The sequence below is a fragment of the Nocardia sp. NPDC004604 genome, from assembly GCF_040609795.1.
In the GTDB taxonomy this organism is placed as follows: Bacteria; Actinomycetota; Actinomycetes; order Mycobacteriales; family Mycobacteriaceae; genus Nocardia.
Genome location: NZ_JBEXLC010000036.1, coordinates 1 through 26,982, shown reverse-complemented (window position 1 = coordinate 26,982; position 26,982 = coordinate 1). Strand labels below are relative to the sequence as shown.

Annotated in this window: 2 protein-coding genes; both read left to right on the top strand. The window is 67.3% G+C overall.

Annotated elements, in window-relative coordinates; all coding sequences use genetic code 11:
* The first annotated feature begins 59 nt into the window (after positions 1-59).
* Positions 60-17,999 (top strand): non-ribosomal peptide synthase/polyketide synthase, encoded by a 17,940-nt coding sequence (locus ABZW16_RS15580; protein WP_354956283.1) that lies wholly within the window; start codon positions 60-62, stop codon positions 17,997-17,999.
* A partial coding sequence (locus ABZW16_RS15575) for an amino acid adenylation domain-containing protein (RefSeq protein ID WP_354956281.1) occupies positions 17,999-26,982 on the top strand: 8,984 nt, incomplete at its 3' end. The genes ABZW16_RS15580 and ABZW16_RS15575, both read left to right, overlap by 1 nt.

The following is a 26,982-nucleotide window of genomic DNA, read 5'->3' as shown; positions in this document are numbered from 1 at the left end:
TATTCGTCATGCCCAAAAGCGTTCGGCCAGCTGTTGTTTCGCCGAACGAGGAGGCTCTGGTGCACGATACGGAGTTGGGTGGGGCGCGACCGGAAGGGCCGGCGCACACCGCATTGCGAGCGTTTCCGCTTGCTCCGGCGCAGTTGGGGATCTGGTACGCACAGTTGCTCGAGCCCGACGTGCCGATCAATGTGGCCGAGTACGTGGATGTGCCGCAGGCGCTGGATATCGCGATCCTGCAAGAGGTGACGGTCGAGGCGGCGCGTGAATACGAATCGGCGCTGGTGCGGGTCGGTGAATCCGGCGGTGCACCGTGCCAATGGGTGGATCCCGCGAATTCCATTGGTATCCAGGCGATCGACCTGCGCGACCATGCCGATCCGGTTGCGGCGGCACATGAATGGATGCGGGCCGATGCGGGCGCGCCGGTCGATATGTTGGCCGACCGGCTGTTCGCGGGTGCCGTGCTGCGGGTCGCCGACCATCGGTCGTTCTGGTATCTGCGGGTGCATCACATCGTGCTCGACGGGTTCGGCGCGCTGACCAATATCCAGCGGGTGGCCGAGCTGTACACCGCCCGGGTGCTGGGCACCGAGCCGCCAGCGGTGCGGCCGGGTGCGCTGACCGCGCTGGTCGACGGCGAACTCGCCTACCGCGACAGCACTCGTTTCGAGGCCGACCGGGAGTACTGGGCCGAGCGGGTGGCCGGGCTGGACGGCACGACCACGCTGGACGGGCGCACCGCACCGCGTTCGGCGACCAACCTGATCGCCGGTCGGGTACTGCCGGAAGCGCTGGTCAACCGGATGAATATCGTTGCCGTGAGCCAGGATTCGACGTTGGCGGTGGTGTTGCTCGCGGCCTTCGCCGGATATCTCGGGCGGCTCACCGACCGGGACGAGGCGGTGCTGAGCCTGCCGGTGACCGCGCGCACCACGGCGGTGATGCGGCGGTCGGCGGGGATGCTGTCGAATGTCGTGCCGCTGCGGCTCGCGGTCGACGGCACCTGGGGTGAGCTGTTGCGCGCGACTCGGGTCGAGGTGGCGGGCGCACTGCGGCACCAGCGGTATCGGCACGAGGACATCCGGCGCGATGCCGAGCACGACGGGCAGCCCACGCGCCGGGCGCTATTCGGTCCGCTGGTCAACATCATGCTGTTCGGCAGCGAGTTGACCCTCGGCGATACGGTCGGCCGGTATCACGTGCTCTCCACCGGGCCGGTGGAGGACCTGAGCCTCAATGTGTACTACGGCGAGCGCGACAGCGTGCACGTGGATTTCGAGGCGAATCCGAATCTGTATTCCGCCGATGACATCGCCCGCCATCACACCCGCTTCCTGCAGTACCTGGAGCGGGTGGTGGCCGCCGAGGTCGATACGCCGATGGTGGCGGTGGCGGTGGCGACCGAACTGGAACTCGAGGTGAGCACCAGGATTTGGAATGCGACCGCCTTCGATATGCATACGGTGCTCGCCGGTGCGCCGACGCTGGTGTCGATGTTCGAGGCGCAGGTCGGGCGGACACCGGATGCGGTCGCGGTGCGCTTCGCCGGTGCGCCGGATCTGACCTATCGGGAACTCGGGGCCCGCAGCAATCGGCTGGCAAGGCATCTGATCGGGCTCGGCGCCGGACCCGAAACGCTGATCGCGGTTAACATCCGCCGCTCGCCGGAGCTCATCGTCGCGATCTACGCGATTCTCGCGGCGGGAGCGGCCTATGTGCCGCTCGATCCGGATCATCCGGCCGAGCGCACCGCGCATATTCTGGCCACCGCCGGGCCCGCCTGCGTGCTGACCACCGAAGCGGCTGCGGCACCGGAGTTTTCCGGGATCCCGGAAATCCGCGTCGACCTGGTAGATCTCGCAGAATATGCCGATGGTCCGGTCTGGGATCGGGAGCGCGGCGGCGCCTTGCGGCCGGGACAGCCCGCCTACGCGATCTTCACCTCGGGGTCGACCGGACTGCCGAAGGGCGTGGCAGTCACGCACGAGGCGATTGTGAATCGGCTGGTGTGGATGCAGCAGATGTATCGGCTCTCGTCCGAGGATGTCGTACTCCAGAAGACGCCGGCGACCTTCGATGTGTCGGTATGGGAGTTCTTCTGGCCGCTGCAGGTCGGGGCGCGGCTGGTGCTCGCCGAGCCCGACGGCCATCGCGATCCGGCCTATTTGCGCACGGTGATCAGCCGATACGGCGTGACGACCGCGCATTTCGTACCATCGATGCTGGAAGCGTTTCTGGCTCACCAGGAGTTCACCAACCGCACCTCGTTGCGCACGGTCTTCGCCTCCGGTGAGGCGCTGCCCGCCGCGCTGGCCCAGCGGCTGCGGGTGCTGACCGGTGCGCGGCTGCATAATTTGTACGGTCCGACGGAGGCGGCGGTCGACGTCACCTTCCATGAGGTGACCGATACCGATACCCTCTCGGTGCCGATCGGCGCGCCGGTGTTCAATACCCGGCTCTATGTGCTCGATTCGCGGTTGCGGCCGGTACCGGTCGGGGCTTCGGGCGAGCTGTATCTGTCGGGGGTACAGCTCGCCCGTGGCTATATCGGCCGACCCGGGCTCACCGCCGACCGGTTCGTCGCCGATCCGTTCGGTGGGCCGGACGGCGCCGCCACGCGGATGTACCGCACCGGTGATCTGGTCCGGTGGACCACCCATGGCGAGCTGGAGTATCTGGGGCGTACCGATTTCCAGGTCAAGCTGCGCGGGTTGCGGATCGAGCTCGGTGAGATCGAGGCCGTGCTCGGCGCCGTCGATGCGGTGGTGCGGGCGGTGGTCGTGGTGCGCGATGACGCCGGAGTCGGCGAGCAGTTGGTCGCCTATGTCGTCGAATCCGAGCCGGGCGCAGTATCTTTCGCGCAGTTGCGGGCCGCGGCGAGCCAGGCGCTGCCCGGGTATATGGTGCCCGCGGCATTCGTGGTGCTGGATGCGCTGCCGGTCAATGCCTCCGGCAAATTGGACCGTGCCGCGCTGCCCACGCCCGAGCGCAGCTCGACCGAATACGCCGCGGCGGCGACGCCGATGGAGGCCGCGGTCGCACGGGTTTTCGGCGAGGTGTTGGGTCACGATCGGGTCGGGCGTGACGACGATTTCTTCGCTCTCGGCGGTAACAGCCTGGTGGCCACCCAGGTCGCGGCCCGTTTGGGCGCGGATCTGGGCTGTCGGCTCGGAGTTCGCGAATTGTTCACCGCCACAACGGTGTCCGCACTCGCCGAACTGATCGAGCAGACGGGTGGAGCCAGCGACGTGCCGGTGCTCGCGCTGCTGCGGGCGCGTCACCGGCCGTCGCTGGTTCCGCTATCTCCGGCGCAGCAGCGGATCTGGTTCCTGAACCGGTTCGAGCGTGCCAGCGCCGGTTACAACATGCCTTTCGTGGTGCGGTTGCGCGGTGCGGTCGAGGTGGCCGCGCTGCGGGCGGCCCTGGCCGATGTGGTCGGCAGGCATGAGGTGCTGCGCACGATCTTTCCCGCGGTGTCGGCGCCGGAGGTGGCCGCGCAGCAGGTGGTGCTGTCCGTGGACGAGGCCGCGGTCGTCGGCGAGCCCGAGCCGATCGGTGCCGGTGCGCTGGATGCGGAGTTGGCCCGGTTCGCGGCGCTCGGCTTCGACCTCGAGCGCGAAATTCCCATTCGGGCGCGGATCTTCCTGGTCGATGACGAAAGCTGCGCGCTGGCGCTGGTCCTGCATCACATCGCGGCCGATGGGCTGTCGCTGCGGGTATTGGCGCGAGATGTGATGTCCGCGTACGGATCCCGGCATGCGGGCGCTGCGCCGCAGTGGACGCCACTGCCGGTGCAGTATGCGGACTACAGCCTCTGGCAGCGTGAATTGCTCGGTTCTGCTACGGATCCGGCGGCACCCCTGGCGCAACAGCTGGAGTTCTGGACCGCCACGCTCGCCGGTGCACCCGATCTGATCGAGCTGCCCGCCGATCGGCCACGGCCCGCGGTCTCGTCCGGACGGGGCGCGGTCTTCCGCTTCGAGTTGCCCGGTGACCTGCACGCCGGAATCGCCGAACTCGGACGTGTCCAGGGTGTTTCGAACTTCATGGTGCTGCATGCCGCATTCGCGGTGCTGTTGGCGCGGCTGTCCGGTAGCGATGACATTGTGATCGGCACGCCCGTGGCCGGACGCGGTGAACGGGCGCTGGACGACCTGGTCGGCATGTTCGTCAACACCCTGGTCCTGCGGACCGCGATCGATCCTGCCGCGCCCTTTTCGGCGCTGCTCGCGCGCGTGCGCGAAATCGATCTCGCCGCCTTCGGACACGCCGAATTGCCATTCGAGCAGTTGGTCGAGGCCGTCAACCCGCCGCGCTCGCAGGCACGGCACCCGCTGTTCCAGGTATTGCTCGCTTTCGACAATGCCGCGGACATCCGATTCGAACTCCCCGATTTGGCGGTCGACACCAGTACGCTGGACACCGGCGTGACCAAATTCGATCTCCAACTCACGGTCACCGAAGGTTTCGCCGGTGCCGGACTCGGGGAAGGTTCGGCATCGGCGGAGCTGTCATCGGGGGGTGTCGGGGCCGAATTCACCTATGCCACAGAGCTATTCGACGAATCCACCATCGCGGACTATGCGCAGTGGCTGGTCCGGTTGTTGCGGGCGGTCGTGGTCGATGCCGAGTCGCGGGTGGGGGATCTGCCGCTGCTCGACGCGGCCGGTCGGCAGCGGGCGATCGAATGCGGTACCGCCGAGTCGACGCTGAAAAGTCCGGCTACCTTGCTGGCCGGGTTCCAGGCGCAGGCGCGGCGCACGCCCGGTGCCGTGGCCCTGGTCGGTGCGGACGGCCCGCTGACGTATGCGCAGTTGTCCGGGCGGGTCAATCGGCTCGCTCGGCGGCTGATCGCCGCCGGGGTCGGTCCCGAGGCGCTGGTTGTGCTCGGTATGCGGCGGTCGGTGGATTTCGTGGTGGCCGCCTATGCCGTGCTGACCGCGGGCGGTGCGTATGTGCCGGTGGATCCGGACCAACCGGCGGCCCGGCGCGCGGACGTTATCGCCTCGGCGCGGCCGGTCTGTGTGTTGACGCGCACCTGCGATGGATGGTCGATCGGAGCCGATTCGCCGGTGCTGGCCATCGATGCGCTCGACTGCTCGGGCTATTCGGATGCGCCGGTGACGGATTCGGATCGGCTCCACCCGCTGCGGGCGACCGATACCGCGTACGTGATCTTCACCTCCGGATCGACCGGTAGGCCGAAAGGTGTCGCGGTACCGCATGCGTCGGTGGTGAACCAGATCGAGTGGATTGCCGATGAATACCGCATCGGGTCCGGCGATGTGGTGCTGTTCAAGACTCCGGCGACCTTCGACGTATCGGTGTGGGAGCTGTTCGCACCGCTGGCGCGTGGTGCGCGCGTGGTGGTTGCCGAACACGACGGACACCGCGACAGTGCGTATCTGGCCGCCACCATTGCCGCGCACGGGGTGACGATGACCTCGTTCGTGCCCTCGATGCTGACGGTATTCGCCGATGCCACCGGCATTGCCGAGATCGCCTCGCTGCGGACGGTTTTTGTGGCAGGGGAGGCGATGACCGGTGAGGTCGCGGCCGACTTCGCCGCGGTGAGCCGAGCCGAGCTGCACAATCTATACGGCCCCACGGAATTCACAGTGCATGCCACCTACGCGGCGGTCGACGCCGCGGCGAAGGGCCCGGTGCCGATCGGTCGTCCGGTGCGCGCGAGTCAGGCGCTGGTGCTCGATGCGCGGCTGCGACCGGTGCCGGATCTGGTGATCGGCGAGCTGTACCTGTCCGGAGTCCAGGTGGCGCGGGGGTACCACGGCCGGGCCGAGTTGACTGCCGAGCGTTTCGTGTCCAATCCCTATGGCCCGGCCGGAGCGCGGATGTACCGGACCGGTGATCTGGTGCGGCGCAATCGTGCCGGGGAACTGGAATATCTGGGGCGCAGTGACTTTCAGGTGAAGCTGCGGGGGCAGCGGATCGAGCTCGGCGAGATCGAGGCGGCGCTGGTGGCCGCGGCCGATGTGCGGGCGGCGGCGGTTCGGGTGTTCGCACATGCCGCCGGTGAACTGCTGGTCGCCTATGTGGTTTCCGCCATCCCGGAGACGGAGCTGAGCGCGGTGTCGGAGCAGCGGCTGCGCGCCACGCTGCCGTCATATATGGTGCCGACCGCCTACGTCGCGCTGGCCGAAATGCCGCTGACCAGCTCCGGCAAGCTCGATCGCCGTGCGCTGCCGGATCCGGTGCTGACCGTTGAGGCATATCGCGCGCCGACCACATCGGCGGAACTCGCGGTGGCCGAGGTGTTCGCGGCGGTGCTCGGGCTCGAGCGGGTCGGCCTGGACGACGATTTCTTCGCACTCGGCGGAAATTCGCTGGTGGCCACGCAGATTGCGGCGCGGATCGGCGCCATCGCCGGTGTCGAGGTGCCGGTGCGGCTGCTGTTCGAATATTCGACGGTGGCCGCCTTCGCCGCGCATCTGCCCACCGAGGGCACGGCGCGCAACCGTCGGGCGCTGGTGGCCGGTCCCCGTCCCGATGTGGTGCCGCTGTCCTATGCGCAGCGGCGGATGTGGTTCCTCAATCAGTTCGATGCCGATTCGGTCGCGAACAATCTGACGGCCGCGGTCCGCCTGCAGGGCGCGCTCGATGTGGCCGCCATGAACGTCGCCATTGCCGATTTGCTCATCCGGCATGAGGCGCTGCGCACCAGATACCCAGCGGTGGACGGTATTCCGCACCAGCAGGTATTGGCGGTCGGGGAAGTCACGGGTTCGCTCGTACCGGAGCCGGTGCTGGCGGCGGAGTTGGCCGATCGGATCCGTGTCGTGGCGGCAATGCCTTTCGCCGTGGATCAGGAGCCGCCGGTTCGGCTGACTCTGCTCCGCATGCGGTCCGAGGGTGCCAGTGGCATGGACGAGGACGCTCCGGAAGGCAGCGAGCACGTACTCGTCGTCTCCATCCATCACATCAGCGGCGATGGCTGGTCGATCGCGCCGCTGACCAGGGATCTCATGACCGCGTACGTCGCCCGCCTGACCGGTGCCGAGCCGGGGTGGGCACCGCTGCCGGTGCAGTACGCCGACTACACCATATGGCAGCGTGCGACGCTGGGTGCGGAGGACGATCCGGAATCGCTGATCGCCGAACAGATCCGGTTCTGGGCCGCCGAACTGGCCGGTGTGCCCGAGGTCCTGACCCTGCCGATGGACCGGCCACGCCCCGCGGCTGCCACCGACCGTGGCGCCCGCCACGCATTCACCATCGATGCCGCGACGCATCGGCGACTGCGCGGCCTGGCCGAGGATGCGAACGCCTCGCTGTTCATGGTCCTGCACGCGGCGTTCGCCACGGTATTGGCGAAACTCGCCGGGCAGCAGGATATTGCGATCGGCACGCCCATCGCGGGACGTGGTGATCAGGCGCTGGACGACCTGGTCGGCATGTTCGTCAACACCCTGGTCCTGCGCACCGATGTGCGTCCGGAATTGCGCTTCGCCGACCTGATCGTGGCCGTGCGCGACGGCGATCTGCGCGCCTTCGCACACGCCGATGTGCCGTTCGAGCGGCTGGTCGAGGTATTGCAGCCGGAGCGGTCGGCGGCGCGGCATCCGCTGTTCCAGGTCATGCTGGACTTCCAGAACACCGCGCAAACCAGTTTGGCATTGGCCGGACTCGCGGTATCGGCGCTCGATATCGATACGCAGACAGCGAAATTCGACCTACAGCTGACACTCGCCGAAGCTGTCGATGCCGCCGGTGCTCCCGCCGGGCTGGGTGCGACCCTCGAGTACGCGACCGACCTGTTCGAGGCCGAGACGGTCGCCTCGTTCGCGATCCGGCTGCAGCGGGTACTCGACGCGATGGCGGATCCGGGGATGCGGATCGGCGATATCGACCTGCTCGACGAGAACGAGCGCACGCTGATCCTGAACTCCTGGAATGCGACGGCACATCCGGGCGCCGCCGACGCGACATTGGTGTCGCTGTTCGAGGCGCAGGCGGTACGGACGCCGGAGGCGGTCGCGATCTCGTTCGAGGGTGAATCGCCGGCCCACCCGTCACCCGACCACCACCCCTCAACGAGTCGCTCCGCGACGCTGGCCCACCCGTCACCCGACCACCACCCCTCAACGAGTCGCTCCGCGACGCTGACATATGGGCAGTTCGCGGGCCGGGTCAACCGGCTGGCGCGGCTGCTGGTGTCCATTGGGGTTCGTCCGGATAGCACCGTGGCGATCGGCATGCGGCGCTCCATCGATCTGGTTGTGGCGATGTACGCGGTGCTCACCGCGGGTGGCGCGTATGTTCCGGTCGATCCGGATCATCCGGCGGAGCGCATCGCGCAGGTGCTGCGGACTGCGCGGCCGGTCTGTGTGCTGACCCGCTCGGATGACGGATTGGAACTGCCCACCGAGGTCGAGGGGCGCTCGCGGGTGTGGGCGGTGCTCGATGTGGATCTGTTCGACACCGATGACTATTCGGACGCGCCGCTCACCGATGCGGATCGGCTCGGTGCGTTGCTGCCGGGCAATGCCGCGTACGTGATCTTCACTTCCGGCTCCACCGGACGGCCGAAGGGTGTGGCGGTTTCGCATGCCGCGATCGTGAATCGGCTGGTGTGGATGCAGGACGCATATGCGTTGAGCGCCGATGATGTGGTGCTGCAGAAGACCCCGGCGACCTTCGATGTGTCGGTGTGGGAGTTCTTCTGGCCCTTGCAGATCGGTGCGCGCTTGGCTGTTGCGCAGCCGGACGGACACCGCGACCCGGCGTATCTGGCGGGGGTGATCCGCCGCGAGCGGGTCAGTGTCGTGCACTTTGTGCCGTCGATGCTGGTGGTGTTCGTCGCGGAACCGCTAGCGGCTCAGTGTGATTCGTTGCGGCTGGTATTCGCCTCGGGTGAGGCGCTGCCGCCGAGGCCCGCCCACCGGCTGCGTGCGTTGACCGGTGCGGCGGTGCACAATCTGTACGGCCCGACCGAGGCAGCGGTGGATGTCACCGCCCACGAGGTCACCGCTGCCGATATCGACACCGTGCCGATCGGTGCGCCGGTTTTCAATACCCAGGTCTATGTGCTCGACGGGTGGCTGCGTCCGGTGCCGGTGGGGGTACCCGGTGAGTTGTACCTGGCCGGAGCGCAATTGGCGCGCGGATATGTCGGGCAGCCGGAGCTGACCAGCGATCGGTTCGTGGCGAATCCGTTCGGCGACGGTGCGCGCATGTACCGCACGGGTGATCTGGTGTGCTGGCGGGCCGATGGGGTGCTCGACTACCTGGGACGCACCGACTTCCAAGTGAAGCTGCGCGGTCTGCGGATCGAGCTCGGAGATATCGAAACCGCGCTTGCCACTGTCGATTCGATCGGACAGGCCGTTGTCGTGCTGCGCGAGGAACAGCTGGTGGCCTACCTCGTCGCGCAAGCCGGTGCGACGGTCGATACCGATGCCGTGCAAGCAGCGCTGAGCGGGGAACTACCGGCGTACATGGTGCCAGCGGCCTATGTGGTGCTCGATGAGTTCCCGCTCAATGGCTCCGGCAAGCTGGATCGCAGGGCATTGCCCGCGCCGGTATTCGAGGCCGCCGTCTTCCGTGCGCCCGGCACCGCGATGCAGGTGCTCATCGCCCGGACCTTCGCCGAGGTCCTCGGTATCGAGCGGGTCGGCCTGGACGATGACTTCTTCGCCCTCGGCGGCAATTCGCTGAGTGCCACTCAGGTCGTGGCCAGGTTGGGTGCGGCGCTCGATGTGCGGCTGCCGGTGCGGGTCTTGTTCGAGGCGTGCACGGTCGCGGCGCTCGCGGACGAGGTGTCGCGCGGCGGATTCCCGGGGCTCGGCGATATCGAGTTGACCGCTCGCGTACGTCCGGAGCGGATTCCGCTGTCGCCTGCGCAGCAGCGCATCTGGTTCCTCAATCGTTTTCTCGCGGGGGATGAGACCGGACCCGGCGATGCCGTGGACAACATTCCGGTCGCGCTGCGGCTCACCGGTGCGCTGGATGTCGCGGCCTTGGCCGCTGCGCTGGCGGATGTGGTCGCCCGGCACGAGAGCCTGCGCACCGTCTATCCGGACGGTCCCCAAGGTCCGGAGCAGGTGATCATCCCTGCGGCACAGGCTGTTCCGACGCTGCGGCCGGAGCCGGTCACCGAAGCGGAACTCGCACCGTGCCTCGGCGCATTCGCGGCGGCCACCTTCGATCTGACGGCGGAGCTGCCGATGCGGGCCCGGCTGTTCGCGATCACCGATAATGTCGCGGTCGAGCACGTGTTGGCGATTGTGCTGCACCATATTTCGGCCGACGGCTTCTCGCTCGGCCCGCTTGCGGGCGATCTGATGACCGCCTATGCGGCTCGGCGCGCGGGCGTCGGGCCGGAATGGACCACACTGCCGGTGCAATACGCCGACTACACGCTGTGGCAGGCCGAAACACTCGGCGTCGACGATGATCCGCGGTCGCAGGCGCACCGCCAGCTCGCGTACTGGCGGGGCGCGCTGACGGGTCTGCCGGAGCAACTGGAATTGCCCACCGATCGTCCGCGACCGGCCGTCTCGTCGTATCGCGGTGACACCCATCGGCTGCGTATCGACTCGGATCTGCACAGTGAACTGCGCGAGTTGGCGCGCAAGCGGGAGACCACGCTGTTCAGCACGGTGCACGCGGCGCTGGCGGTGCTGCTGTCGCGGCTGTCGGTCGGCGAGGACATCGCGATCGGCACTCCGGTCGCCGGTCGCGGTGCCGCCGCGCTCGACGGGCTCGTCGGCATGTTCGTCAATACCCTGGTGCTGCGCACGCATATCGACACCAGGGCCCGCTTCGAAACGGTGCTCGACACCGTGCGCGCACAGGATATCTCGGCGCTGTCCAATGCGGACGTGCCGTTCGAGCGGCTGGTCGAGGTCATCGCGCCCACCCGGGCACAGAACCGGCATCCGCTGTTCCAGGTGGCGCTGGCCTTCCAGAACTTCGCGCTGCCCCCGCTCGAACTCGCCGATCTGATGGTGCGGCCGGTCGCATTCGACGCGGCCGCGGCCAAATTCGATCTGCAGTTCACGGTGGTCGAATCCGATGATGCCGATGGTCGCGCCGATGGCATGGATATCGAGATCAGCTACGCGACGGACCTTTTCGACGCGAGCACCATCGCGGTGCTCGGTCGCCGGTTCACCCAGGTGCTGGCCGCCATCGCGGCCGATGCGACGGTGGTGGTGGGGGATATCCAACTGCTCAGCGCCGAGGAACAGCATCGGTCGCTGTACGAATGGGCTACTCCGGTGGCGACCTACGTCACCGAGACCAGCACATTGGCCGACCGGTTCGCGCTGGCCGCGGCGCTGGATCCGGCGGCGGTCGCGGTCCGCGCCGGTGGCCGATCGCTGACCTACGCCGAACTCGACACCTGGTCGAACCGGCTGGCCCGGCGGCTGATCGCGGCCGGAGTCGGACCGGAGGCCCTGGTGGCGGTGGCGCTGCCGCGTTCGGTGGAACTGATCGTCGCGCTGCTCGCGGTGGTCAAAGCCGGGGGCGGATATCTGCCCATCGACCCCAACTATCCGGCGGATCGGATCGAATACGTCCTCGATGACGCGCGTCCGATCTGTGCGATCACCAGTGCCACCGCGGAATTGACCCCCGGTTGGTTCGGCGGACCGGTGCTGGATATGGCCGCCAACCTGAATTCGATGGATCCGGCGCCGATCACCCAGGCCGAGCGTCGGGCACCGCTCGACCCCGCGCATACGGCCTACGTCATCTACACCTCAGGATCCACCGGGCAGCCGAAGGGTGTGGTCATCCCACATCGCAATGTGCTGCGGTTGCTGGACAACACCCGCGGCCATTTCGATTTCGGACCATCGGATATCTGGACGATGTTCCACTCCTACGCCTTCGACTTCTCGGTCTGGGAGCTGTGGGGCGCGCTGCTGCACGGCGGCAGGCTGGTGGTGGTCGACTACTTCACCTCCCGCTCACCGCAACAGTTCCTGGAACTGCTTGCCGCGGAACGGGTGACGGTGCTGAACCAGACGCCGTCGGCGTTCTATCAACTGATCGCCGCCGAGGCCGCCGCTCCGCCTGCCGAACTCGCCTTGCGCTATGTGATCTTCGGTGGTGAGGCGCTGGAACCGCAGCGGCTCGGCGGCTGGTCGGCCCGGCATCCGGGCACGCCGCAGCTGGTGAATATGTACGGCATCACCGAGACCACCGTGCACGTCTCCTACCAGCGGATCGATGCGGGCACCGGCTCGGCGAGCGTCATCGGCAGCGCCATACCGGGATTGGTCGTGCGGGTGCTCGATGCCCGGCTGCGGCCGGTGCCGGTCGGCGTGCCCGGCGAAATCTATGTCTCCGGTGGCCAGTTGGCGCGCGGCTATCTCGGGCGGCCCGCGCTCACCGCGAGCCGGTTCGTGGCCGATCCGTATGCCGACAATGGTGCGCTGGCCTATCGGTCCGGCGATCTCGCACGGTGGACCGTCGACGGTGAGCTGGAGTATCTGGGCCGGGCCGATCAGCAAGTGAATCTGCGCGGGTTCCGGATCGAGCTGGGGGAGATCGAAGCGGCGCTGCTGGATGCGGACGTATCGGTGCACGAGGTGGCGGTTATCGTGCGCACCGATCTGGTGGATGAGCCGCGCATCGTCGCGTATGTGGTCGGCGCCGACGGGGTAGATACCGTGGGGCTGCGCCAACGGCTCGCGCACCGGCTGCCCGAGCATATGGTGCCCGCCGCGATCATGGTGGTGGGTCGAATTCCCCTGACCGTCAATGGGAAATTGGATCGCGCCGCGCTGCCCGCGCCGGTATTCGAGGCCACGGCCTACCGCAAGCCGGGCACGGTCGCAGAGGAAGTCGTCGCCGGAGTCTTCGCCGATGTCCTCGGCATGGGCGCCGACGGTCTGGTCGGCGCGGATGACGACTTCTTCGCACTCGGCGGTAGTTCCCTGCTGGCCGCCAAGGCCGCCGCCCGCATCGGTGCCGCGCTCGGCCGTACCGTCGGCGTCCGCGCGCTGTTCGAGTCGCCGCGGGTGGCCGACCTCGCCGCGGCAGTCGTCGCGAACGATTCGGGTGCGATCCGGCCCGCGCTGATCGCCGGTGCGCGTCCGGCGCAGCTTCCGCTATCACCCGCGCAGCAGCGGATGTGGTTCCTCAATCGGTTCGACCGGGACTCGATCGCCTACAACATTCCGGTGGCGCTGCGGCTGACCGGTGCACTGGATATCGCGGCACTGCAAGCGGCGGTCGCCGATCTGGTCGGCCGACACGAATCGCTGCGGACCCGGTATCCGGAGGTCGACGGTGCGGCGACGCAGCTGATCATGCCGGTCGCGCAGGCGGTTCCGGCGCTCTACCCGATCGACAGCACGGAGGCCGAACTCCCGGAACGGATTCGGGAGCTGGTCGCCACCACCTTCGACGTGACGGCCGATATCCCGGTGCGGATGCGGTTGTTCCGCATCGCGGGACGTGCGGAGTTCGTCCTGGCCGCGGTGCTGCATCACATTGCCGCGGACGGGTCTTCGCTCGCACCGTTCGTCCGGGATCTGATGCAGGCGTACACCGCGCGCCGGAACGACAGCGCACCCGGCTGGACGCCACCCGCCATGCAGTATGCGGACTATGCGCTGTGGCAGCGGGATCTGCTCGGCAGTGAGGACGACCCCGAATCGGTATCGGCGCAACAGCTCGCCTACTGGACGGGGGCATTGGCCGGGCTGCCGGATCAGCTGGCGCTGCCGACCGATCACCCGCGGCCTGCGCGTCAGAGCCTGCGCGGCGCGAAGGTCGAGTTCGCGATCGACGCACAATCGCATGCCGCGCTCGTCACGCTCGGACGACGCAGCGGCGCAACGCTGTTCATGGTTGTCCATGCCGCCTTGGCGGTGCTGCTCGCGCGATTGTCCGGAAGTTCGGATATCGCCGTCGGCACGCCGATCGCGGGACGGGGCGATGCCGAACTCGATGATGTCATCGGCATGTTCGTCAATACGCTGGTCCTGCGGACCCGGGTCGAAGGTGCGGAAGGCTTCGATGAGCTGCTCGGGCGGGCCAGGGCGGCCGATATTGCGGCCTTCTCGCATGCGGATGTGCCGTTCGAGCGCCTGGTGGAGGTGCTGAATCCGGAACGGTCGACGGCACGTCATCCGCTGTTCCAGGTCGGGTATTCGTTCCAGAACCATGAGCGCGGTGAGCTGCGGCTGCCCGGACTCGAGGTGCATGAGCTCGAATTCGACAGTGGGGTAGCGCAATTCGATCTGCATCTGTTCGTGTTCGACCACTACGGTGCGGACGGCGCACCCGAGGGGATCGACCTGGTGCTCGGCTATGCCACCGATCTGTTCGAGTCCGCGAGTGCGCGGCGGTTCAGTGCGCAGCTGCTCCGGATTCTCGAAGGTGTTGTTACCCAGCCTGATACCGCAGTCGGCGAGTTGGACCTGCTCGGGGAGGTTGCTCGTACCCAGTTGCTCGAGGAGTGGAACCGGACGGCGCATCCGGTGGCATCGGCGACGCTGGTGGATCTCATCGATGCCCAGGTGGCACTGACGCCCGACCACGTCGCACTGATCGATGCGACCTCCGAGTCCGTGCTCACCTATGCGGAATTCGATGCCGCGGTCAACCGGCTGGCACGCAGGCTGATAGCCGACGGGGTCGGCCCGGAGGCGACCGTCGTGCTCGCGATGCGGCGTTCGGTCGAACTGGTTGTCGCCATGTACGCGGTGGTGCGGGCGGGTGGTGCGTATGTGCCCATCGACCCGGATCATCCGATCGACCGCATCGCGCACATTATCGAGACCGCCGGACCCAGCTGTGTGCTGACGACCTCGCGCGACGGAATGCCCATCGAAACCGGACTTTCCGCACTGGAAGTGGATCGGCTCGACCTATCGGAATACGACGCGTTGCCGATCACCGATGACGAACGGGTTCGATCACTGCGGCCGGAGCATCCCGCCTACGTGATCTTCACGTCCGGGTCCACGGGGCTGCCCAAGGGCGTCACCATTGCGCATGCCGCGATCGTCAACCAATTGGCCTGGCTGCGTGACCGATTCGCATCCGGACCGAATGCGAGCGCCCTGCTCAAGACACCGGCGACCTTCGATCTGTCGGTATGGGAATTCTGGTCGATCCTGACGACGGGCGGTCGGCTGGTGGTGACCGCGCCGGGCGCCGAACGTGATCCGGACCGGCTCCGTGCCCTGATCGAACGGCATGCGGTAACGGTGTTGCACGCGGTACCGTCCCTGGTCGGCATGCTGCTGGCGGTGTCGGCCGCGCCGCTGCCGGAATCGCTGCGGCAGGTGCTCGCCATTGGTGAGGCGCTGCCGCCGGCTACCGCGATCGAATTCCGGCGCAGGGCCGAACGGACCCACGCGCGCCTGTTCAATCTGTACGGCCCGACCGAGGCCGCGGTATCGATCACCGGTTTCGAGGTCGATGACGATCCGACTCATATCGTGCCGATCGGGACGCCCGCGTGGAACAGCCGGGTCTATGTGCTCGATGGTCGCTTGCGGCCGGTTCCGGTGGGTGTGCCGGGTGAGTTGTATTTGGCCGGTGCCCAATTGGCGCGCGGCTACCAGCGCAGACCGGGCCTGACCGCCGACCGGTTCGTCGCGGATCCGTTCGCCGCCGCCATCGGCACCACGATGTATCGGACCGGCGATATCGTCCGCTGGCGTCCGGAAGGCACGCTGGAGTACCTGGAGCGTGCGGATTTCCAGGTCAAGATCGGCGGATTCCGGATCGAGCTCGGCGAGGTGGAGGCCGCGCTGCTGCGGCTGCCCGATGTGCGAGCCGCGGTGGCGGTGGCGCGCGAGGACGACAATGCGGGAGCGCGGCTCATCGCCTATGTCGCAGTGCCGCAGGCCGATTCGACCGCACTGGCCGCTACGATCCGCACGGCCGTTGCCGCGGAGTTGCCGACCTATATGGTGCCCGCCGCAGTTGTCGTGCTGGAGTCCTTGCCGCTCAATGCCAATGGCAAGGTCGATCGAGCCGCGCTGCCCGAACCAGTGTTCGCCGCGGTGGATTTCCGCGCACCGTCGAGTGCATTGGAACGGTTGGTCGCCGCCACCTTCGGATCGGTGATCGGTACGGCGGCGCGGCACAGCGAGATCGGGGTCGGCACCGATTTCTTCGCGCTCGGCGGCAATTCGCTGCTGGCGACGAGGTTGGCCGCCCAGCTGGGTGCCGCGCTGGGAGTGCGGGTTCCGGTCGCGGCGGTATTCGAAGCGCCGACCGTCGAGCTGCTCGCGGGACACCTGGCCGACTTCGGCGACGCCGATGCCAGGCCCGCGCTCAGCCGCCGGTCCGGCACTGCGCCCGTTCCGCTTTCGCTGGCACAGCAGCGCATGTGGGTGGTCAACCGGCTGGCACCGGACTCCTCGGCCTATCACATTCCGGCGGCACTGCGTCTCACCGGCGCACTGGATATCGCTGCCCTCGACTCGGCCATCCGCGACGTGATCGAACGCCACGAGAGCTTGCGCACCCGGTATCCGGATACCGAACCCGGTCCGGTGCAGGAGGTGCTGACCGTCGCCGATCTGTCATTCGAACTGACGCCGATTCCGGTATCTCGGCACGATATCGACGCGCGGATCGAGGAATTCGTCGCCACCGGTTTCGATATCACCGCGACGGTGCCGGTGCGCGCGGCGCTGTTGCGCACCGATACCGACGAGCACCTGCTCGTCGTGGTGCTGCATCACATCAGCGCCGACGGCTATTCGGTGGCTCCGATGACGCGGGATCTGATGCGCGCCTATCTGGCCAGGACCGCGGGCCACGCACCCGACTGGGCTCCCTTGCCGATCCAGTACGCCGACTACAGCCAGTGGCAACGGTTGGCACTCGGCTCCGACCACGATCCGAACAGCCTGCGCTCGCGGCAACTCGGCTACTGGACAACGGAATTGGCCGGACTGCCCGAGGTGCTGCCGCTGCCGACGGATCGACCGCGGCCACCGCGCCGGAATATGCGCGGCGCGGCAGTCGATTTCGAGATCGACGCCGAACTCGCCGGGCGTTTGGACACCATTGCCCGCGAGCACGGGACCACGCTGTTCACCCTGATCCACAGTGCCTTCGCGGTCCTGCTCGGCAAGCTGTCCGGGACCACGGATATCGCCATCGGCGCACCGGTCGCTGGCCGCGGCGAACGCGAACTCGACGATCTGATCGGCATGTTCGTCAATACCGTCGTGCTGCGCACCGAAGTCGATGGGCGCACCGGTTTCGCCGATCTGCTGCGCCAGGCCAGGGATCGCGATATCGCCGCCCTCTCGCATGCCGATGTGCCGTTCGAGCAGGTGGTCGACGCCATGGGTCGAACCAGATCCAGCGCCTATGCGCCGCTGTTCCAGGTGATGTTCACCTTCCAGAACATGCCGTCGGGCCGCGTCGCGCTGCCCGGGCTCGAGGTCGAGGTGCTCGATCTCGCACTGGCCGAGGCGAAATACGACTTGCAGCTGATCGCCATCGAGATGTTCGACGCGGCGGGGGAGCTGGCCGGGCTGGATATGCGGTTCGGGTACGCGACCGACATTCTCGACGCCGCCACGGTCCGGTTGTTCGCCGAGCGACTTCAGCGTGTGCTCGCGGTCGTGGCAGCAGACCCGTCGATCGCTATTCGCGCCATCGATATTCGCAGCGCCGCCGAGCGCGGCGGAGCCGAGCATTCGCAGCGCGTCGATGACCAGAACACTGCGCCGAAGCTGGCGGACCTGCCCGCGGTCATTGCCGCCGCGGCCGATATCGCATCCGGTGCCGTCGCCTTCACCCACGACGCGCACACGGTGACCTACGGCGAGCTGGCCGCCAAGCTCGCGACGGTCGCCAAGGCCATGGGTGCGACCGCCAAACCGGAAGCGCTCATCAATGTCGCCCTGGCCGGGCTGGTGCCCGGTCTCCTGGCCGCCCTCGGCGGCAGTGGTCTGGCCGCGGTGCTGCGAACCCTGCGCACCGAGGCACAGGCCGTGATCTCCAACTCGGGGTTGGAAGTCGATTCGGAAGGAATTAGCTGATGTCCCACGCAGAATCGGTCGCATCCAGCGGACTCGGCAATCGTAGTGCCGCGCACGATCATTCGGCGCTGCGCCGGGCGTACGGCATCGATGAGCTGCCCGGCCTGATCGATAAGGTCGCCGAACTGGACCCCGACCGGGTCGCCCTGCGACACGACGGGACCACCATCACCTACGGTGTGCTGGCCACCGAGATCATGGTGCTCGACGAGGCCATGGGCGGCGGGCTCGGCGCCGACGCACTGGTATCGGTCGTGGTCTCCGGTCAGCTGCCCGCGCTGCTGGAATCGGCCGACGGTGCGCTGGGCACGGTGCTCGAGCAGCTGCTCGACGATGCGCTGACGGCGGCGGCGCATGTGCTGCCGACGACATTCGCGCCGGTCGAGACCCTGGTCACCGAATTCGAGGAGCAGGTGCGCCGGACGCCGGATGCGGTGGCGCTGGAATTCGCGGGATCGACGCTGGCCCACTCGTCGCCCGACCACCACCCCTCATCGAGTCGCTGCGCGACGCTGGCCCACCCGTCGCCCGACCACCACCCCTCATCGAGTCGCTGCGCGACGCTGACATATGCGGAGTTCGACGGCCGGGTGAACGCCCTCGCGCGGCACCTGATCGACCTGGGCGTCGGCCCGGACGCCCTGGTGGGGCTGGCCGTTCGGCGCTCATTCGACCTGCTGGTCGGCATGTACGCGATCCTGAAGGCGGGCGGTGCGTATGTGCCGATCGATCCCGAGCATCCGGCCGAACGCATCGGTTACGTCCTCGAGGTCGCCGCACCGGTGCTGGTGCTCACCACGACCCAGGACCAGCCGGAGTTCGGGCCCGATATCCGGGTACTGCGGATCGATGAATTCGACGGCGCGGCCATATCCGACGAGGTGCTGGACCGCGCGCCGCTGTCGGCGGACAATACGGCCTACGTCATCTTCACCTCCGGGTCGACGGGCCGCCCGAAAGGTGTTGCGGTATCGCATCGTTCGATCCTTGCCAACCTGCGGTGGCGGCAGCGGCTGTACCGACTACGCGGCGCTGATGTGGTACTGCAGAAGACGCCGTTCACCTTCGATGTCTCGGTCTGGGAGTTCTTCTGGCCGTTGCAGGTCGGTGCGCGGCTGGTGATCGCGGCACCGGACGGTCATCGTGATCCGGCCTATCTGGCCCGCACGATCGCCGGACGCGGCGTCACCGTCGCGCATTTCGTGCCATCGATGCTCGCGGTATTCGTGGCCGAACCACAGATCGAAACGGCGGCGCGGAGTCTGCGCCTGGTCTTCGCCTCCGGTGAGGCGCTGCCCGCCGCCACTGCGGCCGCCTTCCGCGATATCAGCGGCGCGACGCTGCACAACCTGTACGGCCCCACCGAGGCCGCCGTCGATGTCACCGCCCATGAGGTCACCGCCGCCGACCACACCACCGTGCCGATCGGCGCGCCCGCCGACGACACCGAATTGCTGGTGCTCGACGATAATCTGCGGCCGGTCGCCAGCGGTGTCGTCGGTGAGCTGTACCTCGCCGGTGTGCAGTTGGCCCGCGGTTATGTGGCCCGTCCCGGACTGACGGCCGATCGCTTCGTGGCAAATCCCCAGGGCGCGCCGGGTGACCGGATGTATCGCACCGGCGATCTGGTGCGCTGGGTCACCGATGGCAAGGGCGGTCCGGACGAACTGGAATATCTGGGCCGCATCGACTTCCAGGTGAAGCTGCGCGGGCTGCGGATCGAACTCGGTGAGGTCGAGGCGGCGCTATTGCGCAATGAGCAGGTCACGCAGGCCGCGGTGCTGCTGCATCGGCACGCGGGCGGGGATCATCTGGTGGCTTATGTGGTGGCGCACCGTGGCATTGCGCCGGATCCGGCCACCGTGCTGGCATCGACCCGGCGGGACCTGCCGGACTACATGGTGCCGTCGCTGGTCATGGTGCTCGACGAAATGCCGATCAATGCCAACGGCAAATTGGACCGTCGCGCGCTGCCGGAACCGGTATTCGGTTCCGGTGCGGCCGAATACCGTGCCCCGGCGACCGCCGATGAGATTGCGGTCGCGCAGATCTTCGGTGAACTGCTCGGCGCGCAGCGGGTCGGCGCGGATGACGATTTCTTCGCACTCGGCGGCAATTCCCTCATTGCCACCCGTGCCATCGCCAGGATCGGGACCGCACTCGGCATCAGCATTGATGTCCGGGATTTCTTCGACCGCCCGACGGTTGCGGCACTGGCCGGACTGTCGCGGACCGGAGTCGCGCGGCCCGCACTCACGGCGGTCGCCCGGCCGCAGCGCATTCCGCTGTCCCCGGCGCAGCGGCGCATGTGGTTTCTCAACCGGTTCGGCACATACACCGAATCGGCCTATGTCTTCGATACCGCCGCGGTGGACAATATCCCGGTCGCGCTGCGGCTGCGCGGTGCGCTCGAGGTCTCCGCCCTGTCCGCGGCCATTACCGATCTCGTGGCCAGGCACGAGATCCTGCGCACCGTCTACCCGCAGACCGAGGACGGTCCGGTCCAGGTGGTGCGTTCGGTGCACGCCGTATTCGACCTATCGCCGACCGATGTGCCGGAGGCCGAACTCGCGGGCGCCGTATTGGCAACCGCCGTACAGGGATTCGATGTCACGGAGGAGATTCCGGTCCGGGTGCGCCTGCTGCGCAGCGGACCGGAGGATCACACGCTGGTGCTGGTCGTGCATCACATTGCCGCCGACGGTGTGTCGATGGGGCCGCTGATGCGCGATCTCGTCACCGCCTATTCCGCCCGTCGCGCTGGCCGCAATCCGGGTTGGGCCGCATTGGCGGTGCAGTACGCCGACTACGCACTGTGGCAGCAGCAGGTGCTGGGCGACGAGGACGATCCGGATTCGGTGGCCGCGCGCCAACTCGGATTCTGGGCCACCGAATTGGCCGAGCTGCCCGCACAGCTGGATCTGCCCGCCGATCGACCGCGCCCCGCGGTGGCGTCCTATCGCGGGGCCACCCACGAGTTCGCCATCGACGCGCAACTGCGTCATGCGATCGACCGGATCGCCGCCCGCAGCCGTGCCACGCCGTTCATGGTTGTGCACGCCGCGCTCGCCGTGCTGCTGTCGCGGCTGTCCGGCACCTCCGATATCGCCATCGGCACGCCGGTGGCCGGGCGTGGGGAGCGCGCGCTCGACGACCTCGTCGGCATGTTCGTCAATACCCTCGTGCTGCGCACCGAGGTTCGGGGCGAGGCGAGTTTCGCCGATCTCGTCGCCCAGTCGCGCGAGCGGGATCTGAATGCCTTCGCGCACAGCGATATTCCATTCGAGCGGCTGGTCGAGGTGGTCAATCCGGCGCGGTCGCAGGGGCGGCATCCGCTGTTCCAGGTCGCGCTGTTCATGCAGAACATCGGGCCGATCGCGCTGACCATGCCGGGGCTGGACGCGGAGCTGGTCGATTTCGATCCCGGCTTCGCGAAATTCGATCTCCAGCTGACACTTTCCGACACCGGCGCGGACGAATCCGGTTACCGTGCCGAATTCACCTATGCCACAGATCTGTTCGATGCCGCGACCGTGCGCGAATTCGGGGCCAAGTTCCTCCGGCTGCTGCGCGCGGCCGTCGCCGATCCGGATATCGCGGTCGGCGATATCGAGCTGCTGGATATGGGCGAACTCGACTACGTCACCGCGAGCTGGAATGCCAGCGGGCACAAGGTGGCCGACCGATTTCTGCACGAGGGCTTCGATAACCAGGTGCGTCGCACGCCGAATGCCATTGCCCTGGTCTCCGATACGACCGAGCTCACCTACACCGAGCTATCCGAGCGGGTCAATCGGCTGGCCCGCCTGCTCATCGGTACCGGAGTCGGACCGGAATCACTGGTGGTGCTGGCCATACCGCGCTCGATCGAATTGGTCGTCGCGATGTACGCGGTGCTGCGCGCCGGTGCCGCTTACGTCCCGGTGGATCCCGAACATCCGATCGAGCGCATCTGGCACATTCTCGACACCGCCCGGCCGCATTCCGTACTCACCACGCGCGGTAGCGGATTCACCCTCCCCGCCACCGTGCCGCCGAGCGTGCACCTGCACCATATCGACGAGCTCGACCTGTCGGAGTACTCCGCCGCCAAGATCGGCGACGGCGAGCGTCGTGCGCTGCTGCGACCCGAACACCCCGCCTACGTCATCTTCACCTCCGGGTCGACGGGCAAGCCGAAGGGTGTATCGGTCGAACACCGCGCCATCGCCAACCAGCTGGCCTGGATGCACGACGAATACCGGCCGCACCGCGGCGATGTCTACCTGCAGAAGACCGCGACCACCTTCGACGTATCGCTGTGGGGCTATTTCCTGCCGCTGCGCGCGGGCGCGACCCTGCTGCTCGCCGCGCCGGACGGCCACCGCGATCCGCGCTATATCGCGGAAACCATTGCCCGCCACGGCGTCACACTGACCGACTTCGTGCCATCGATGCTCGCGGTCTTCGCGGCGCATGCCGAGGCGGCGGAACTCGATTCGCTGCGCGATGTTTTCGTCATCGGTGAGACATTGCCGCCGGAGACCGTCGCGGCCTTTCATACTGTCAGCGATGCCGCGCTGCACAATCTGTACGGCCCGACCGAGGCGGCGGTATCGATCACCTATCGCGAGATCACCGCCGACGACGAACTGGTGCCGATCGGTGAGCCCGAGTGGAATTCCCAGGTGTACGTGCTGGATTCGCGGCTGCATCCGGTGCCGATCGGGGTACCCGGCGAACTGTATCTGGCCGGTGACCAGCTGGCCCGCGGCTACCACGGCCGGGTCGATTTGACCGCGGAGCGGTTCGTGGCCAACCCTTTCGGCAGATCCGGTGCGCGCATGTACCGCACCGGAGATCTGGTGCGCTGGAGCGCCGATGGCGAGCTCGTCTATCTCGGCCGGATGGATTTCCAGGTGAAGTTCCGCGGCCAGCGCATCGAACTCGCGGAGATCGAGGCGGCCCTGCTGGCGGCGCCAGCGGTGGGGCAGGCCGCGGTCCGGCTGATCGATGGCGATACCGGGGACTATCTGGCGGGCTATGTGATCCGCACACCGGGCAGCGAATTGGATCTGGAGCAGGTCAAAGCGGGCCTGGCACGGCGTCTTCCCGGATATATGGTGCCGACCGCGCTGGTCGAGCTTTCGGAGTTCCCACGCAACACCAGTGGCAAGCTCGATCGCCGAGCCCTGCCGCTTCCGGTATTGCGGCACAAGAGTTTCCGAGCACCGACCAATGCGGCCCAGCGCCTGGTCGCGGCGGTATTCGCCGAGGTGCTGCGGGTCGAACGGGTCGGCCTCGATGACGATTTCTTCGCACTCGGCGGCAGCTCACTCGACGCCACCCAGGTGACCGCCCGGGCCGGGGAGGCCATCGGTGCGCGCATCCCGGTGCGAGCCCTCTTCGACGCGTCCTCGGTCGAGGGGTTCGCGGCCGCCGTCGATGAACTCAGCCGGGCCGCCGCGCCTGCCCGGCCGCTGGTGCGGCAGGAACGTCCGGAGCGCATTCCGCTCTCACCGGCCCAGCAGCGACTGTGGTTTCTCAATCGGATCGAAACCCAGGACCGCGCGGTCAGTGTGTACAACCTTCCCGTCGTCCTCCGGCTCACCGGCAGGCTCGATATCAACGCGCTGGAGCGCGCGGTGCTGGATGTGCTGTCCAGGCACGAATCGCTGCGCACCTGCTACCCCGATAGCGAATCGGGTCCGTACCAGTCGATTCTGGTAGCTGCCGAGATCGGGCTGAATCTCAATCCGGCACCCGTCGAGCGTGCCGAGCTGACCGCCGCCATTACCGCGATCACCAGTGCCGGATTCGATGTGACCAGCGAACTGCCCGTGCGGGTGGCGCTGCTGAGTGTCGACCGCGTCGACGATCGGCGCGGTATCCCCGGTGACGAATACGTGCTGGTCTTCGTCGTGCACCATATCGCCGCCGACGCGCTGTCGATGACGCCGCTGATCAGCGATCTGGTGCGCGCCTATCTGGCCAGATTGGGTACAGCATCGCAAAGCGATTCGATGAGGGGTGGTGGCCGGGTGGCGGGTGGGCCCAGCCGTACACCGGATTGGCAGGAACTGCCGGTGCAGTACGCGGACTACAGTCTCTGGCATCGGGCACTGCTCGGCGCCGAGGACCGGCCCGGCGATCCTGCGCATCAGCAGTTGGGATTCTGGCGCGAAACCCTCGACGGCCTGCCAGCCCAACTCGCGCTACCCACCGACCGGCCGCGTCCGGCGCTGCCGTCGAATCGCGGTGCCGCCGTGGATTTCGAGGTGACGTCCGAGGTCGCGGCAGATCTGCGCGCACTGGCACGGCGTGGCGGCGCGACGCTGTTCATGGTGGTGCACGCGGCCTTCGCGGCAACGCTTGCCCGCTCGAGCGGCACCGACGACGTGGTGATCGGCTCGCCGGTCAGCGGGCGCGGTGCCCGCGAACTCGATGCGCTCATCGGCATGTTCGTCAACACCCTGGTCTTGCGGACCAGGGTCAGCGCGTCGGCGACCTTCGCCGAACTCCTTGCGGGCGTGCGTGATACGGATCTGGCGGCCTTCGCCAATGCGGATCTGCCATTCGAGCGCCTGGTCGATGCCATGGCGGTGGACCGTGGTACCGGCGCGCATCCCTTGTTCCAGGTCATGTTCAGCTTCGGGGAGACACCGCGTGTGGTTGCGGGCAGCCGGGCGTTCGAGGTGCCATGGCTGACGGTGGAGCCGATTGAACCGGCCGATACCGGCGCCAAATTCGATCTGCACCTGGTGGTGAACGAACGCGCCGAGGATGGCGGTCTCACCAGCAGCCTGCGCTACGCCACCGATCTGTTCGATGCGTCGACGATCGCCGCCTTCGTCGCCCGCTTCCTTCGGGTGCTCGCCGCCGCTGCCGCGACGCCACAGACCCGGATCGGTGAGATCGAGCTACTGGATGCCGACGAGCGGTCGCTGTTGGATCGGTGGAACGACACCACTCGCGCAATCGACGAAACTCACACGCTCGCTTCATTATTCGCCGCCCAGGTGGCGCGGACCCCGAACGCACCCGCGCTGACCTTCGATGGGACAACGCTGGCCGACCTGTCGCCCGACCACCACCTCTCATCGAGTCGCTACGCGACGCTGGCCCACCCGTCGCCCGACCACCACCTCTCATCGAGTCGCTACGCGACGCTGGCCCACCCGTCGCCCGACCACCGCCCCTCATCGAGTCGCTACGCGACGCTGACGTATGCCGAATTCGCCGGGCGGGTGCACCGCTTGGCGCGCTGGCTCATCGAGCAGGGTGTCGGACCGGATTCTTTTATTGCACTAGGTATGCGGCGCTCGATCGATCTGGTGGTCGGCATGTACGCGATCAATGCCGCCGGTGGTGCCTATGTGCCGTTGGATCCGGATCATCCGGGTGAGCGCATCGATTACATCTTGGAGACTGCGCGTCCGGTGTGTGTGCTGACCTCCGGCACCGATCTGGAGACCAGGGTGTCGCGGCAGGTCCGCATCGATGAACTCGACCTCGCCGAATTCTCGGACGAGCCACTGACGGATGCGGATCGGCATCGGCCGTTGCGGCCGGGCAATACCGCGTACGTGATCTTCACCTCGGGTTCGACCGGCCGCCCGAAGGGTGTGGCCGTTTCGCATGCCGCGATCGTGAACCGTTTGGTGTGGATGCACGCCGAGTATGGTCTTGCGGCTGATGATGTGGTGTTGCAGAAGACTCCAGCGACCTTCGACGTGTCGGTGTGGGAGTTCTTCTGGCCTTTGCAGGTCGGCGCACGCCTGGTCATCGCCAAGCCTGATGGTCATCGCGATCCGGCTTATATGGCGCGTTTGATCGTCGAGGAGCAGGTCACCACGGTGCATTTTGTGCCGTCGATGCTTTCGGTGTTCGTTGCTGAGGATCGTGCGGCTGAATGCGCGAGTCTGCGGAATGTTTTCGCTTCTGGTGAGGCGTTGCCTGCGGTGGCGGCGCAGCGTTTGCGTCAGTTGACCGGGGCGCGGTTGCACAACCTGTACGGTCCGACCGAGGCCGCGGTGGATGTCACCTTCCACGAGGTGACCGATGCCGATGTGAGTTCGGTGCCGATCGGTGCTCCGGTGTTCAACACGCGGGTGTTTGTGTTGGATTCGCGGTTGCGTCCGGTACCTGCGGGTGTTCCGGGTGAGTTGTATTTGGCGGGCGCGCAGTTGGCGCATGGTTATGTCGGTCGCCCCGACCTGACTACTGAGCGGTTTGTTGCGAATCCGTTCGGTACCGCTGAGCGTATGTACCGCACCGGCGACCTGGTCGTGTGGACTGCGCGCGGCGAACTGGAGTATTTGGGCCGCACTGATTTCCAGGTGAAGTTGCGTGGTCTGCGTATCGAACTCGGGGAGATCGAGTCGGCGCTCACCGCACAGGACGCGGTGGCGCAGGCAGTCGTACTTGTGCATTCCGATGAGCGGACCGGCGATCAGCTGGTCGCCTATCTGGTCGCGAACCCGGACCGCGCCATCGTTGTCGACACCGTGAAGAACACCCTCGGCGAGCAGCTGCCCGCCTACATGGTGCCCACGGCCTATATGGTGCTCGACGCGTTCCCGCTCAACGCCTCCGGCAAGCTGGATCGCAAGGCACTGCCCGTACCGACCTTCGCGGCCAAGGTATTCCGCGCGCCGACCACGCCGGTGGAGGAGATCGTCGCGGGCACCTTCGCCGAGGTGCTCGGTTTGCAGGGTGTCGGCCACGGTGTCGGCCTGGACGACGACTTCTTCGAACTCGGCGGCAATTCGCTGATCGCCACCCAGGTGGCGGCGCGGCTCGGCGCGGCACTGGACACCCAGATCCCGGTGCGCGCGCTGTTCGAGGCCTCGAATGTCGCGGCACTGGCCGCGCTGGTGGAATCGGCCGCCGGAGCGGGCGGCCGGGCGGCGCTGACCGCACAGCCGCGCCCGGAGCTGGTGCCGCTGTCGCTGGCCCAGCAGCGGATGTGGTTCCTCAACCGCTTCGACAACCAGACCGCGGT